This window comes from Pseudarthrobacter sp. J1763 (genome assembly GCF_050490295.1).
GTDB lineage: Bacteria > Actinomycetota > Actinomycetes > Actinomycetales > Micrococcaceae > JBNPEO01.
In genome coordinates this window covers 150,275-163,148 of sequence record NZ_JBNPEN010000004.1, presented here as the reverse complement: position 1 = coordinate 163,148, position 12,874 = coordinate 150,275, and the positions used below count along the sequence as shown (strand labels likewise).

Genomic DNA, 12,874 nt, shown 5'->3' with positions numbered 1-12,874 from the left:
CAGCCACAAATGCGAGTTGGTTGGGTTGGAAATTCAGGAGAGATCGCCATGAACAGCTTCACGGACAACTTCACTATCAACGGCATTACCATCACTGCTCAGCCCATCCACCGCCAGGACGAGGTTCTCACCCCTGACGCACTGGAGTTTGTTGCCAAACTGCACCGTGCGACGGCGGAACGTCGCCAAGAGCTGTTGCAGGCTCGCCGGGAGCGCCGTAACCAGATCGCCGCCGGCCAGGACCCGCACTTCCTCAAGGAGACCGAGCACATCCGCAACGACGACAGCTGGCGTGTGGCTCCCCCTGGCCCCGGGCTCGAGGATCGCCGGGTGGAGATCACGGGACCTGTTGACCGGAAGATGAGCATCAACGCTTTGAACTCGGGCGCTAAGGTGTGGCTCGCTGACATGGAGGACGCTTCAACGCCGACGTGGCGGAACGTTATCCAGGGCCAGCTGAACCTCACCGACGCTATGGAACGCCGCATTGATTTCACATCCCCTGAGGGCAAGGAATACAAGCTGCGTCCGGCCGAGGAACTGCCCACGATTGTGGTTCGACCCCGCGGCTGGCACTTGCCGGAGAAGCACATGCTGATCGACGGCGAAGCGATTGCCGGCGGAGTTGTGGACTTTGGTTTGTACTTCTTCCGTAACGCTCGCCGACTGATCGCCGCAGGCAAGGGCCCGTACTTTTACCTGCCGAAGATCGAGAACCACTTGGAGGCTCGCCTCTGGAACGACACCTTTATCCAGGCACAAGATTTGCTGGGCATCCCGCAGGGCACCATTCGGGCCACCGTTCTGATCGAGACCATCACTGCAGCATTTGAGATGGAAGAGATCTTGTACGAACTGCGCGATCACGCAGCCGGGCTGAACGCGGGCCGTTGGGATTACTTGTTCTCCGTGATCAAGAACTTCCGCACCCGTGGCCCCCGGTTCGTGTTGCCGGACCGCAACCAGATCACCATGACGGCGCCGTTTATGCGGGCTTACACCGAGCAATTGGTGCGTGCTTGCCACCGGCGCGGCGCTATGGCCATTGGTGGTATGGCTGCAGCCGTTCCAAACCGTAAGGACGAGGCCGCAAATACCGCGGCGTTCGAGAAGGTTCGCGCGGACAAAACCCGCGAGGCCGGCGACGGTTTTGACGGTTCCTGGGTTGCCCACCCGGATCTGGTTCCGGTTTGCCGTGAGGTGTTCGACGGCGTACTCGGCGACCGCCCGAACCAACTGGATCGCAGCCGCGAAGATGTGACCCCGGACGATCGCGCTCTGATCGATATTGCCTCCACCGAGGGCAACATCACCGAGGCCGGTATCCGCAACAACATCGAAGTTGGTATCCGGTACATCGAATCCTGGTTGCGCGGCAATGGTGCTGTGGCCATCCACAACCTCATGGAAGATGCAGCTACAGCCGAGATCTCCCGCTCACAGCTGTGGCAATGGATTTACGCCAAGGCCATCACTGACACGGGTGAATTGATCACTCGTGAATGGGTGACTGACTTGTTGGAAGAGGAGTTCGCCGGGCTGGAACGCTTTGACGATGACCGGTTCAGAGACGCACGAACCATCTTTGAAGAGGTCACCCTGGCTGAAGAGTTCCCGTCCTTCTTGACCATTCCGGCGTACTGCCGCTTTGTTCACGAGGCACGTTCTAACGCTACTGAAGCTGAGCTGGCAGCAGCCTAGGTTTCATTGCACCGAGTTGGCACTTGACGCGCATGTTCCTCACAAGGATCCGCGTCAAGTGCCAACTCGCGTTAAAAAGGCTCCGTTTAAGGGGCTAGGCGCCGCGCGGGACCTTACGTACTGAAAGCACCGTGGCAATAAAGAAGAGCAGGGTTGAGGCCAGCAAGAGTAGCAGCGGCAAGAACCACGAATGGCTCTGATCGTGAACAAAACCGATCAGCAGGGGCGAGACCGCAGCGGCCGCATATCCGCTACCTTGCACCACAGCAGACATCCGTCCCGCAGCAGCCTGGTCCCGGGCCAACTTGATGATGGCCAAGAAGATGATGGTGATTCCGCCACCTTGAGCCACGCCACCCAGCGCTGACCACAGCCACCACAGGTTCGGCGCCAGCAGGAGGCCACCGGGAACCGTCACCCACAAGGCACCCAAGGTGATGGCGACCGTCGTCGTACTGGCAAAGCGTGCGGCGAGCGGGACGCCAAGGCCGCCCACAATCGCCAAGATTTGAAACAGAGACGAGCCTGCACCGGCGCCAGCGCGGGACATTCCCAGTTCGTCGCTCAGGAAGCTCGGGAGCCAGGCGGTGACGCCGTAGTAGGAGAACGCCTGGCCAGCGAAGCCGAGGGTCAGGCCCAAGGTGATGATTCCGGAGCCGCTGTGTGGTGTGGGTGGTGGTCCGTCTGGCAGTGCCACTGCCTCTGGTATCAGAGCCCTGCGGGGGCCAATCACCCACAGCCATGCAACCAAGGCTGCCACGGCGAGCAGCCCACACGACGCGAGTGAGATCCGCCAGCCCAGCCACTCGGCGAGCGGCGCCGTCGTCATGGAGGTAATAAAGGATCCAATGTTCAGCGCCGCTGTGTAGATGCCCATCGCGGAACCTTGCCGGGCCGGAGAGAAATCACGGCGCACAATCAGCGGGACGGCGATATTGCCGATGGTGATAGCCACACCAATCAGGATGGTGCCCACAATCGCCAAACCGGAGCCAGCAGCCGAACGCAGCACCACACCCAGGAGAACACCGGCGAGCGTCAACAGGATGGAGAACTCTGCACCGAACTTCCGGCCGGACCAAGAAGCGAACGGCGATGCCACGGCGAAACACAGCACCGGAATACTGGTAAGCAGGCCGAGTTCGACGGCGGAGAGGCCAAGTTCGCGTTGCAGGTCTCCGACCACTGGGGCTACTGCTACGAACGGTCCGCGCATGTTCATGGCGATGAGCGCTACGCAGAGGACCAGTAGCCAGGCTCGAGGTTTTTTGTGCAGGGGCACTGCGGAATTACTCATAGCTTGGGCCGGAGTCCGCCAAGCAAGGCAACTAATAAATAAGATTTCATCACTTCATTGCTATCACGGACTGCTACCCTGCCGCTTGCAATGAGGCCTCAATCACAGCTGGCGAGAGGACATATTGCGTCACCAAAGCGCTCGCCCCGAGGATTGCAGCCTGCTCCCCCGCCATCGAAAGACCAATGCGCAAGTGCGAGGTAGCCAAGGGTAGCGAGCGCCGATAGACCACTTCCCGCACCCCGGCCATTAGGTGTTCGCCCACTTGGCCAAGGCTGCCGCCTATCACAATCATGGAGGGGTTCAGCAGATTCACCACGGTGGCCAAAACATCCCCCACGTCCCGGCCTGCTTGCCGCAAAGCGTGGATCGCCTGCAAATTTCCCTCAGCAACTAGGCGAAGAACGTCGGCGCCGTTAGTCGCGCTAACGCCAGCTTCGGTGAGGGCTTTGGCGATCGCGGGGCCGGAAGCGATCGCTTCGAGGCAGCCGTAGTTTCCGCAACGGCACAGCACTGTGTCCCCACGCGGGACCCGAACATGGCCTAAGTCGCCAGCCGTTCCGTTGGCACCACGTTGGAGTTCACCACTACTGATGATGCCCGCACCAACACCCGTGGCCACTTTGATAAACAGAAAATTTGAGTGATCGGGCCAGAATGCGTTGCGCTCTCCTAGCGCCATGATGTTGACGTCATTGTCCACAAGGACCGGCACGGGGAAGGTTTGTTGAACAAAGGAGACCACGTCAAAGCCGTCCCAGCCGGGCATAATCGGCGGTTTTACTGGCACACCAGTTGCGTGTTCCACCGGACCCGGCAGCCCGATTCCAATACCCGCAAGTTCCTTTGGAGACCGGCCAGAATCGCGCAACAAAGCAGAGCCAGCGTCAACAACCTTCCCCAGGACCACGTCTGGACCCTGCGCCACGTCTTGCTTAAATCGGCTCTCCGCTAGCACCGTTCCACCGAGGTCCGTCAGAGCCAGATTGACGTGTGTTGCGCCAACATCTGCCGCCAAAACCACGCGAGCTGAGGGTTTAAAAGCTATGCGCGACGGCGGCCTGCCGCCACTAGATGACGCCTCGCCGGCCGGGCCAACGAGACCGGAATTCATCAGCGCATCAATGCGAGCGGCAATGGTTGATCGGGCCAGACCTGTGCTGACTGCGAGCTCCGCACGGGTGCGGGCTTTACCGTCCCTGAGTAGCTGAAATAAGTCTCCGGCGCGGGACAAGTTGGCGTCGGCAGCGTTTTCGCGGTGCGGATCGCTGGGTTCACTCGTGCGCGGGGAGGCAAGGGACATAAATAAGTGATAGCACGAACCAGTTCTGCGTGTCACGCCACAAAAGTATGACGACGACTTCTCAACTTTTGCTTGACGTTCGGCAAAAGCCCCTCTAGCTTGATTGTGAGACAGATCACCGAAACCAATAGCGGTTCGCTTCCGGAATTTTGACTCCCCCACATCAAACGCGCAGGCCGGCACAAAGAGACCGGCAAGCGTGCAACCCCCACGCCTGGCCACTTACAAAGAGGTAAATGATCATGACTAGCTCAGCGGCACCGACTGCACCCTTGGGTGTGGGGTTTCTTGGCGCCGGACCTGTCACTCAGGCCATCCATCTCCCCGCGCTGGCCCGCCTGACTGACACCCTCCGGGTGCAACACATCATGGATGTAGATCCCGCTGTTGCCGCGTCAGTCGCCAGCCGGGCAGCCGCCGCGCACAGTTCCAGCATGGAAGAGCTCTTGGCGGACCCCGCGGTAGAGATCGTAGCCATCTGCAGCCCACACCAATTTCATGCCGAGCAAGTGATAGCAGCTTGCCGGGCTGGGAAAAAAGCGATTCTGTGCGAGAAGCCCTTTGCGATGAATGTTGACGAAGCCAAAAAAATCGCGGCGGTCAGCGCAGAAACCGGTGTGCCGATCATTGTGGGTGCCATGCACACCTTTGATCCCGGCTGGCTCGCCGCCACCGAATCCTGGGGTAGTGCTGAGCACTGGGAGGGGTTGCTGACGGATGCACACACCATCCGGTCCTCGATTGTTTTGCCGCCCAACCCTCGCTTTGAAGACTTTGCCACAGAAGTCCGGGACCGGCCGGCGGGGAATTCATCCAACAATCAGGCCACCACAGCTCAGCTCGCAGCAGCTGAAGAACTCGCCCAACTGCAAAAAGTGCTCCGTGACGGAGTGATGGGCCTAGCGATTCACGACCTCCCCTTGGTCCGGCGCTTTACGCCCGATTTCGAAAACATCCAAGTTCTTCAGGCCAAGCGTGTAAAACCCTTCGGCTATGTCATTTCCTTGCAGGCTGGCACACGGACCATTGAATTACGTGCAGCCATGAACTCAACGTGGAAACCGGAATGGAACTTTGAGGCGATTTCCGACGACGCCGCACTGAGAATCGATTTCACCCCTTCTTACGTTCAAGCCGGCTCAGCCGTGGCCACCATCAGCTCCGGCACAGAGACCCGAAGCTACGGGCCCTACGCTTACAACGGCTATGAGGGCGAATGGCGTGAACTTGCTGCCATCGCTGCCGGGAGCAAAAAGGCTCCGGATGCCCAATCCCTGATCCACGATCTCACTTTCGCCATCAGCATTGCGGACGCAGCTGTGGAACTTGCGGGGGCAGCATCATGAGCGCCCAATATACGGTTCGTTTCCAGGACCTCCGCATCGAAGGCATAGCAGCAGCCACACTCGCCTCGCTTCCGGAAAGCTTCTGCCCAGCTTCGCAACCAACGGCCAGCAACACCGAACAGCAACCTGACGTAGTTATTCTCAGCGGACACGCTGGCTGGACGCGGCGAGCTCTGGACCAAGTGAACTTTGGCACTCCCGGAATTGTGGTGGTACACCCCGTTCCTGAGGACACCGCTGCGTTGCAACACGCGACCAATGCCAGAAAAACCACTGTTGTTCTGGACCACCGTTGGGCTTCCAACCCTGCCCTCGTTGCAGAAGCCGCTCAGGCGCTGAACGAATATGCGGAGCCTTCAGTTCTACTGGATTCGGTGGCCACAGCAGCGGTGGGTACAGACCCCGGTGAACTATTTTCAGAGCAGGTCACCGGCGTCGTACGCGTTAGTGGCCCGCTTCAAAAGGTGCGGATACTACGCACCGATTCACACGGGTACAGCGCCTCCGCCCAGCTGGCCAACGGCGCCCCCGCGGCTCTGCAAGGTGTCCTGACCAATGCCCGCTCCGCGGTCCTCACTGTCAACCTCTTGACGTCCGACGGCGGTGTGCAGCTTTCGCTGCCAGAGCCAGCCGTTGCTGCGCCTGCCACTGTTCGCATCACCAACTCAGACGGCGAACGGCTGTTGCCCACACTTTACGAATCTGCCCACCGCGCCTCGTGGCGGCGGCTGTATCAACATCTCCAGCAGCGGACGTCCGCCCCGGATCTTGACGATTTCGCTGCGCTGGCACACAACTTCTTTTCCCACTGAGCACTATCCGATCAATAGCAGTACCCAGTCACAAAGCAGTACCTACTCAATGAAGAGCCGGACCGTGAGCGAATATCTTCGCTCACGGCCTCGAAAGGAACCAGCATGAATACAAAGTCAATCGCATCGAGCAACTTCTCGAGGCGGAATTTCCTTGGTCTAACTGCGGCGGCTGCGGCAGTTCCACTCTTGGCCGCATGTGGCGGTGGCTCCGCAAGCGGTGGCGGCGGAAGCAAGGGCGAAATCAAGTTCTGGGACATGCCGTGGGGCACCCCGGCTTACAACACGGCAGCACAAAAGCTCGTTGACTCCTATGCCCCGGCAGAGGGCAAAGCGAAGGCAAGCTACCAGATCATTCAGTGGAACAACTTCTACCAAACCTTCTCCTCCGCAATTGCCTCAAAGACCGGTCCGGCCGTTTCTACCGGTGGCGGATTCCAGGCGTTCCAGTTCGAGCAGCAGGGCCAAATCGCTTACGCCGATGGCGCTATTGAACTATTGAAGAAGAACGGCCAGTTCGACGATTTCTTGCCCGGTGTGCTTGACCCATTCAAATCGGACAAGGGTTACGTGGCAGTGCCGTGGCAGCTTGATATGCGTATGTTCTGGTACCGCAAGTCGCTCTTTGAGAAGGCCGGGGTTGAGTTGCCCAAGGACTGGCCAACCATGCTTGAAGCCGGCAAGGCACTCAAGAAGATTGGGGCCTTTGGTTTTATGACCGGATCCGGTTCAGGCAACAACTACGGCAACCACACGATGATCATGATGATGGTCAACAACGGTGGTGGCGTGTGGACCAAGGACGGGCAGCTGGACTTGATGAATGATCGCAACGTTGAGGCCATGGAATTTGTGCTCGAAATGCGCTCCGCCGGGCTCATTGACCCCGCCTGCTTGGGATACACCACGGACAACATGTCAGCACAGTGGAAGGACAAAAAGGCTGGCTTTGGGCTCTTCCAGGTGGGCGTTCCGGCACGTGTAGGTGATACCTCTGGCGACTTGCTCGTGGCGGACCCCATCACCGGCCCACACGGTGACAAAGCCACCATTGTTTTCCCGAACAACATCATGATGTACAAAAACACTCCGTCGCAGGAATCTTCAGACGCTTTCTTGGCGGACTACTTGGGCAAGATCAAGGACCTCTGGAAGCAGGGCCTGATGAACTCCATCCCGGTGTTCAAGTCCATCACCGAAACACCGGAATTCACCAACGACGCCAACAACGTCAAGATCGTTAAGGAATGGCAGCCCATTGCCAAAACCTTCGCTTCACAGGGCACCACCTTGAACGCGAACCTTGCAGCGCTCGACGGCGGACAGGCCCTGAACCAGTTCACCCAGACCATCCTCTCCGGCCAGGCCGATGCCAAAACCGCACTCAAGACCTTCGAAGACGGCCTCAAGTCCGTCATTAAGTCCTAAGCGGAGGATCTCCTTATGATGACCACAGCCGGCATTGCCCGGGCCCGTAAAGGGCTTGGCCCCGGCGGTGGGGGCCTGCCTCCTGCCGCCAACCGCACCAGCAAACTCAGCTCTCAGACCCGCAAAACGTTCTTCTGGTTACTATTTCCTTCAGTGATTTTGTTAGTCCTCATCCACGGTTATCCGTTGGTGCAGGCCGCTATCCAGGCTACCCACGATGGATCGCTCATCGAAATGGGCAAGTTTGTGGGAGTTGACAACTTCACAAACGTTTTGAGCTCTCCAAAGTTCTGGAAGGCTGCCCAGTTCACGCTCATTTTCACGATTGTTGGCGTTTTTGGATCGTGGCTTGTCGGAATGGGTTTGGCTTTACTCTTGCGGACCAAAATCCCGGCCGGGAGCACCTTTAAGGTGTTGCTGTTGCTGCCTTGGGTGGTGCCGGTTGTGGTTTCATCAACGGCGTGGAACTGGTTGGTTTCCACCCCCACTAGCCCCGTTCCCATGATGTTCCAAGCCTTGGGGATTGAGGCACCGTACTTCTTAGCCGACCCCACCTTGGCAGCCATTATGGTGTGCGTTTTTAAGGTCTGGGTCAGCTTCCCTTTTATGATGATGATGACCAGCTCGGCCCTGGCTTCGGTGGATAGCACCGTCTACGAGGCAGCAAGTGTGGACGGCGCCAGCAAGTGGCAACAGTTCACTCAGATCACGCTTCCACTGATTGCCCGTTCCACCTATATCTCGTGGATTCTGATGACCATCTTCTGCGTCAACGATTTCCCCACGATTTACCTGCTCACCGGTGGCGGCCCCGTGAACTCCACTACGTCTCTGGTGGTCCTCGCGTACCGCACGGTTTTCCAGGACTTCCAAACGGGCCCGGGTGTGGCAATCGCCTTCCTGATGACCATCACCCTTGTGGTGATCTCCACGATTCTTTACCGCCAGATCCGAAAGTCGAGCGTTGAGTCATGAGCACAGTTCTTCACAGCAAAACCAGCTCCCCGCTGACGGGAATCACCGCAAAAACTCCAGCTGCTTCACATAGTGCTCTCACCGAGGCCGGAATGCGTGGGCGTTGGTGGCGGTTTATGTTCATCCTGATCATCACCGCAGTGGTTTTGATCCCCATCATTGTGGTGGTGGTCTTGGCCGTTACGCCTGCCCAAAGCAGCAGCACTATTGGATTCACACTGGAGAACTTCAGTGCCGTGTTTGAGAAAACACTCGCTGCAACATGGCTCAAAAACAGCCTGGTGGTCACCATGGCCACCGTGCTGGTCTCCGTGGCCGTGGCTGCACCGGCCGGTTACGTACTTTCAAGGGGCCGCAGCCGAACCGTGGCTGGCTACTCTTTGCTGCTTTTTGTGATGCAGTCTTTGCCCATCATCACCTCCGTGGTGCCGCTGTTTATTTTGTTCGCCAACATGGGCCTTGCTGACAACCTGATGGGCATCACCATTGTTTACGTTGCCTCCACCATGACGGTGGCCACGTGGATGATGGCTGCTTACTTTGATTCAATCCCAGTCAGCCTCGAAGAAGCTTCTTGGATTGACGGGTGTTCAGTGTTTGGCTCCTTCACCAAGGTGGTGCTGAGGAACTCGCTTCCTGGCATCCTTTCCACCGCGATCTTCGCATTTTTGCTCGCGTGGAATGACTACTTGGTGGCGATTGTGTTTTTGCGTTCCAACGAAGTTTTCACCCTGCCGATGGGTGTTCAGTCCTTCTTCCAGCAGAACCAAACCGACTGGGGTGGAGTGATGGCTCTGGCCGTGGTGATGATGCTGCCGCCGGTCATCGTTTTTGCCTGCTTGAACAAATATTTCAGCGTTGGTGGCATTGGCGGGTCCTTGGCCGGACGCTAAGAACCACACACCCTATTCTTTGAACTACTAGTCCCCTAAAGGAATCCGATGACGTACTCACTTCAGCTCTACACACTCCGCAACGCGATCGCCGAGGACCTTCCCGGCACCATCGCAAAGGTGGCTCAGATTGGTTACACCAAGGTGGAGCCGTACAACTTCGTTGCCACAGCCAAGGAGCTTGGCGCAGCCCTGAAAGAAAATGGGCTCACAGCCCCTTCCGGCCACGCTCCCCTGTTAAGCAAAGACCAGGATGAGATCTTTGCCGCCGCCAAGGAACTGGGCATCTCAATTGTGATCGACCCTTTCCACCCCGCCGAGCATTGGCAAAGTGCCGAGGACATTCAGGCCACCGCCGCGAAGCTCAACCAAGCTGCCAAAAAAGCCGCTGAATACGGAATCCGGGTGGGCTACCACAACCACGAATGGGAGCTCTCTTCCAAGATTGAGGGCCAGTCGGCGCTCGAGTACTTCGCAGGACTCTTGGACCCCGAAGTGGTCCTTGAAGTAGACACTTATTGGGCCTCAGTAGGTGGCGAAGACCCTGTGGAGTTGTTGGCCCGTTTGGGTGATCGGGTGAAGCTCATTCACATCAAGGACGGGCCCGGTAACCGTGACACCAAGGCCCAAAAGCCCGCCGGCCAAGGCAGCATCCCCGTCCTAGACGTGATCAACGCCGCGAAGTCGCTCGAAGTGGGTGTGGTGGAATTTGACGACTACTCGGGAGACATTTTTGAAGGTATCGCCCAGAGCTTGGCCTACCTGACCGAAGCAGCAGGAAAGGGTTCCGAGGCATGAGCCAGGATTACTTAAACACCCCGTCCGCCCGCCGAGGCCCCGTTGGAGTTGCTGTAATTGGCGCTGGCAACATTAGCAAGCAGTATCTGGATAACATCACGGTGTTCCCAGACCTCAAGGTATTGGTGATTGCTGACCTCTTTGAGGAAGCCGCCCAAGCCCGCGCCAAGGAGTACAACATCCCCGAATGGGGCGGCGTTGACAAGGCACTCAACCACCCAGACGTTGAGCTCATTGTGAACCTGACCATTCCGGCAGCGCACGTTGAAGTGGCCACTGCAGCAGTCAAGGCCGGCAAACACGTTTGGACAGAAAAGCCTTTTTCGCTAGACCGTGAATCCGGGCTGGAACTGCTCAAAACCGCGCAAGAAGCAGGCATTCGTTTGGGCTGCGCCCCGGACACCTTTTTGGGTGCCGGTATTCAAACTGCTCGCCGGATCATTGAGCGCGGGGACATTGGCACACCACTGACCGCATTGACCATGTTCCAAACGCCCGGACCTGAGTCGTGGCACCCGAACCCGGCCTTTTTGTTCCAGCACGGCGCAGGCCCGTTGTTCGATATGGGCCCGTACTACGTCACGGCCCTGGTCCAAGCCTTTGGTTCAGTCCGCAAGGTGGCCGCTATTGGCTCCAAAGCCAAAGAGACCCGCGTGGTTGGCTCCGGGCCCAAGGCTGGCGAGGAATTCGCCGTCGAAGTTCCCACCCACGTTTCGGCGATGCTGCAGTTCGAAGGCGGCGCGTCCTCGCACAGTGTGTTCAGTTTTGAATCCCCACTCAAGCGGGCAGGGTTTGTGGAGATCACCGGAACTGAGGGCACACTCGTGGTTCCTGACCCCAACTATTTCGACGGCGAACTGCAGTTGTGGCGCGCTGACGTGGACGAGCCTGAGGTCATTCAGGCGACGGGACCAGCCGTGGGACGCGGAATGGGCGCCCTAGATATGGCGCGTTCTTTGCGCGCCGGTGTGCCACACCGTGCGCCGGGCGAACTCGCTTTCCATGTGGTGGACACCTTGGTGTCCATCACCGAGTCAGCACAACACGGCGAATTTGTGGCGGTGGAAAGCTCCGCCACACAAACACCGGCCCTGCCTGAGGACTGGGACTCAGCGGCCGCCACCCTTGAGGCTAAGTCGTGAGCACGGAGGCCTCCCGGAGTTCACCGGGCGGCTCAACGCTAGGTGTGGCGATGATTGGTTACGCGTTTATGGGTAAGGCTCATTCGAATGCGTGGCGGAATGTTGCCTCCTACTTTGACGTCCCGGCCGTTGAGCAAAAAGTTTTGGTGGGCACTGATCTTGAACGTGTTGCGGAAGCTGCCCAGCGTTATGGTTGGGCGGAGTCGGCCACGGATTGGCGCGAGGTCATTGCCCGCGATGACATTCATATTGTGGACATTTGTGCCCCCGGTTTTTTGCATGCCGAGATTGCTATCGCGGCGCTGCAGGCAGGTAAGCATGTGCTGGTGGAGAAGCCCTTGGCTAACACGGTGCGTGAGGCTGAGGACATGGTGACTGCGGCAACTGCAGCCGCGGCTAATGGCGTGCAGTCGATGGTGGGTTTCACGTACCGGCGTGTCCCTGCCCTGGCCTTGGCCAGGGAGCTCATCAGCGAGGGCCGGCTAGGAACCATCACGCAGGCACGGGTTTCATATTTGCAGGACTGGCTTTCCGATGCCCAGGCACCCATGACGTGGCGTTTACGCAAGGACACTGCCGGTTCCGGGGCCCTGGGAGACATTGCCTCTCATGCCGTTGATCAGGTCCTTTACCTCTTGGGTGAGGACGTCACCGACGTTAGCGGACGCTTACACACCTTTACCGCTCAACGTCCTGGCCCGGACGGCCTTGAAGAGGTAACAGTCGATGACGCCGCGTGGGCCACGCTGACTCTTACCTCCGGGGCTATCGCCTCAGTGGATGTTTCACGGGTAGCCACGGGCCGGAAAAACGCGTTGAGTGTGGAGATCTACGGGGATAAAGGCGCGCTGAAGTTTGATCTTGAACGCCTTAACGAGCTCGAATTCCTTGACGCCACTGCACCAGTACGCGAGCAGGGATTCCGGAGCATTCTGGTCAGCGAACCCGCACACCCTTACATCCAAGCATGGTGGCCTCAAGGCCACTTCCTGGGGTGGGAGCATGCTTTTACGCACCAACTCAACGACTTCCTCAGGGGCGTTGCGGACGGAACTGCCCCCACGCCCTCGTTCCTTGACGGGCTAAAAGTTCAACGTATTTTGGCTGGTATCGAAGAGAGTTCAGCGGCTAAAAGTTCACTCATCCAGCTCAACGAATCCCCTACCGAAGGAGCCTGAC

At 58.4% G+C, this 12,874-nt stretch carries 11 protein-coding genes; 9 read left to right on the top strand and 2 right to left on the bottom strand.

The features are described 5' to 3' along the window. Positions 1-48 precede the first annotated feature (48 nt). The gene (aceB, locus tag ACQQCD_RS05720) at positions 49-1,701 is read left to right on the top strand and encodes a malate synthase A (RefSeq protein ID WP_430267447.1); all 1,653 of its coding nucleotides are present in this window, start codon (positions 49-51) and stop codon (positions 1,699-1,701) included. 94 nt (positions 1,702-1,795) lie between these two features. Here aceB and ACQQCD_RS05715 read toward each other — a convergent pair whose 3' ends face one another. After that, complete coding sequence (locus ACQQCD_RS05715; protein ID WP_430267446.1) at positions 1,796-2,998, bottom strand: CynX/NimT family MFS transporter; 1,203 nt, start codon at positions 2,996-2,998, stop codon at positions 1,796-1,798. Between the two features lie 73 nt (positions 2,999-3,071). Continuing rightward, a complete protein-coding gene (locus tag ACQQCD_RS05710; protein WP_430267445.1) occupies positions 3,072-4,301 on the bottom strand; it encodes an ROK family transcriptional regulator in 1,230 nt (409 codons plus the stop codon). A gap of 242 nt (positions 4,302-4,543) precedes the next feature. Between ACQQCD_RS05710 and ACQQCD_RS05705 the strand changes: the two genes are divergently transcribed. From ACQQCD_RS05705 to ACQQCD_RS05670, 8 genes are all read left to right on the top strand, one after another. After that, positions 4,544-5,647 carry a Gfo/Idh/MocA family protein gene (locus ACQQCD_RS05705; protein WP_430267444.1) on the top strand — a complete coding sequence of 368 codons (1,104 nt, stop codon included), beginning with the start codon at positions 4,544-4,546 and terminating at the stop codon, positions 5,645-5,647. Continuing rightward, positions 5,644-6,459, top strand: a complete 816-nt coding sequence (locus ACQQCD_RS05700) for a hypothetical protein (protein ID WP_430267443.1) — start codon at positions 5,644-5,646, stop codon at positions 6,457-6,459. Before ACQQCD_RS05705 ends, ACQQCD_RS05700 begins: the two co-directional genes overlap by 4 nt. A gap of 105 nt (positions 6,460-6,564) precedes the next feature. After that, entirely contained in the window at positions 6,565-7,887 is a 1,323-nt protein-coding gene (locus ACQQCD_RS05695) for an ABC transporter substrate-binding protein (protein ID WP_430267442.1), read from the top strand. Between the two features lie 15 nt (positions 7,888-7,902). Then, entirely contained in the window at positions 7,903-8,862 is a 960-nt protein-coding gene (locus tag ACQQCD_RS05690) for a carbohydrate ABC transporter permease (protein WP_430267441.1), read from the top strand. Beyond that, positions 8,859-9,755: a carbohydrate ABC transporter permease gene (locus ACQQCD_RS05685; protein WP_430267440.1), complete on the top strand. Its 897-nt coding sequence runs from the start codon at positions 8,859-8,861 to the stop codon at positions 9,753-9,755. The genes ACQQCD_RS05690 and ACQQCD_RS05685 overlap by 4 nt, the downstream gene beginning before the upstream one ends. A 48-nt stretch (positions 9,756-9,803) precedes the next feature. Beyond that, positions 9,804-10,553, top strand: a complete 750-nt coding sequence (locus ACQQCD_RS05680; RefSeq protein WP_430267439.1) for a sugar phosphate isomerase/epimerase family protein — start codon at positions 9,804-9,806, stop codon at positions 10,551-10,553. Further along, positions 10,550-11,695 (top strand): Gfo/Idh/MocA family protein, encoded by a 1,146-nt coding sequence (locus ACQQCD_RS05675; protein ID WP_430267438.1) that lies wholly within the window; start codon positions 10,550-10,552, stop codon positions 11,693-11,695. The genes ACQQCD_RS05680 and ACQQCD_RS05675 overlap by 4 nt, the downstream gene beginning before the upstream one ends. A 50-nt stretch (positions 11,696-11,745) precedes the next feature. Beyond that, positions 11,746-12,873 (top strand): Gfo/Idh/MocA family protein, encoded by a 1,128-nt coding sequence (locus ACQQCD_RS05670; RefSeq protein WP_430267546.1) that lies wholly within the window; start codon positions 11,746-11,748, stop codon positions 12,871-12,873. Position 12,874 lies beyond the last annotated feature (1 nt).

Coding starts and splice junctions, on each gene's coding strand:
- aceB (WP_430267447.1), top strand. CDS start 49: ATGAACAGCTTCACGGACAACTTCACTATCAACGGCATTACCATCACT.
- ACQQCD_RS05715 (WP_430267446.1), bottom strand. CDS start 2,998: ATGAGTAATTCCGCAGTGCCCCTGCACAAAAAACCTCGAGCCTGGCTA.
- ACQQCD_RS05710 (WP_430267445.1), bottom strand. CDS start 4,301: ATGTCCCTTGCCTCCCCGCGCACGAGTGAACCCAGCGATCCGCACCGC.
- ACQQCD_RS05705 (WP_430267444.1), top strand. CDS start 4,544: ATGACTAGCTCAGCGGCACCGACTGCACCCTTGGGTGTGGGGTTTCTT.
- ACQQCD_RS05700 (WP_430267443.1), top strand. CDS start 5,644: ATGAGCGCCCAATATACGGTTCGTTTCCAGGACCTCCGCATCGAAGGC.
- ACQQCD_RS05695 (WP_430267442.1), top strand. CDS start 6,565: ATGAATACAAAGTCAATCGCATCGAGCAACTTCTCGAGGCGGAATTTC.
- ACQQCD_RS05690 (WP_430267441.1), top strand. CDS start 7,903: ATGATGACCACAGCCGGCATTGCCCGGGCCCGTAAAGGGCTTGGCCCC.
- ACQQCD_RS05685 (WP_430267440.1), top strand. CDS start 8,859: ATGAGCACAGTTCTTCACAGCAAAACCAGCTCCCCGCTGACGGGAATC.
- ACQQCD_RS05680 (WP_430267439.1), top strand. CDS start 9,804: ATGACGTACTCACTTCAGCTCTACACACTCCGCAACGCGATCGCCGAG.
- ACQQCD_RS05675 (WP_430267438.1), top strand. CDS start 10,550: ATGAGCCAGGATTACTTAAACACCCCGTCCGCCCGCCGAGGCCCCGTT.
- ACQQCD_RS05670 (WP_430267546.1), top strand. CDS start 11,746: ATGATTGGTTACGCGTTTATGGGTAAGGCTCATTCGAATGCGTGGCGG.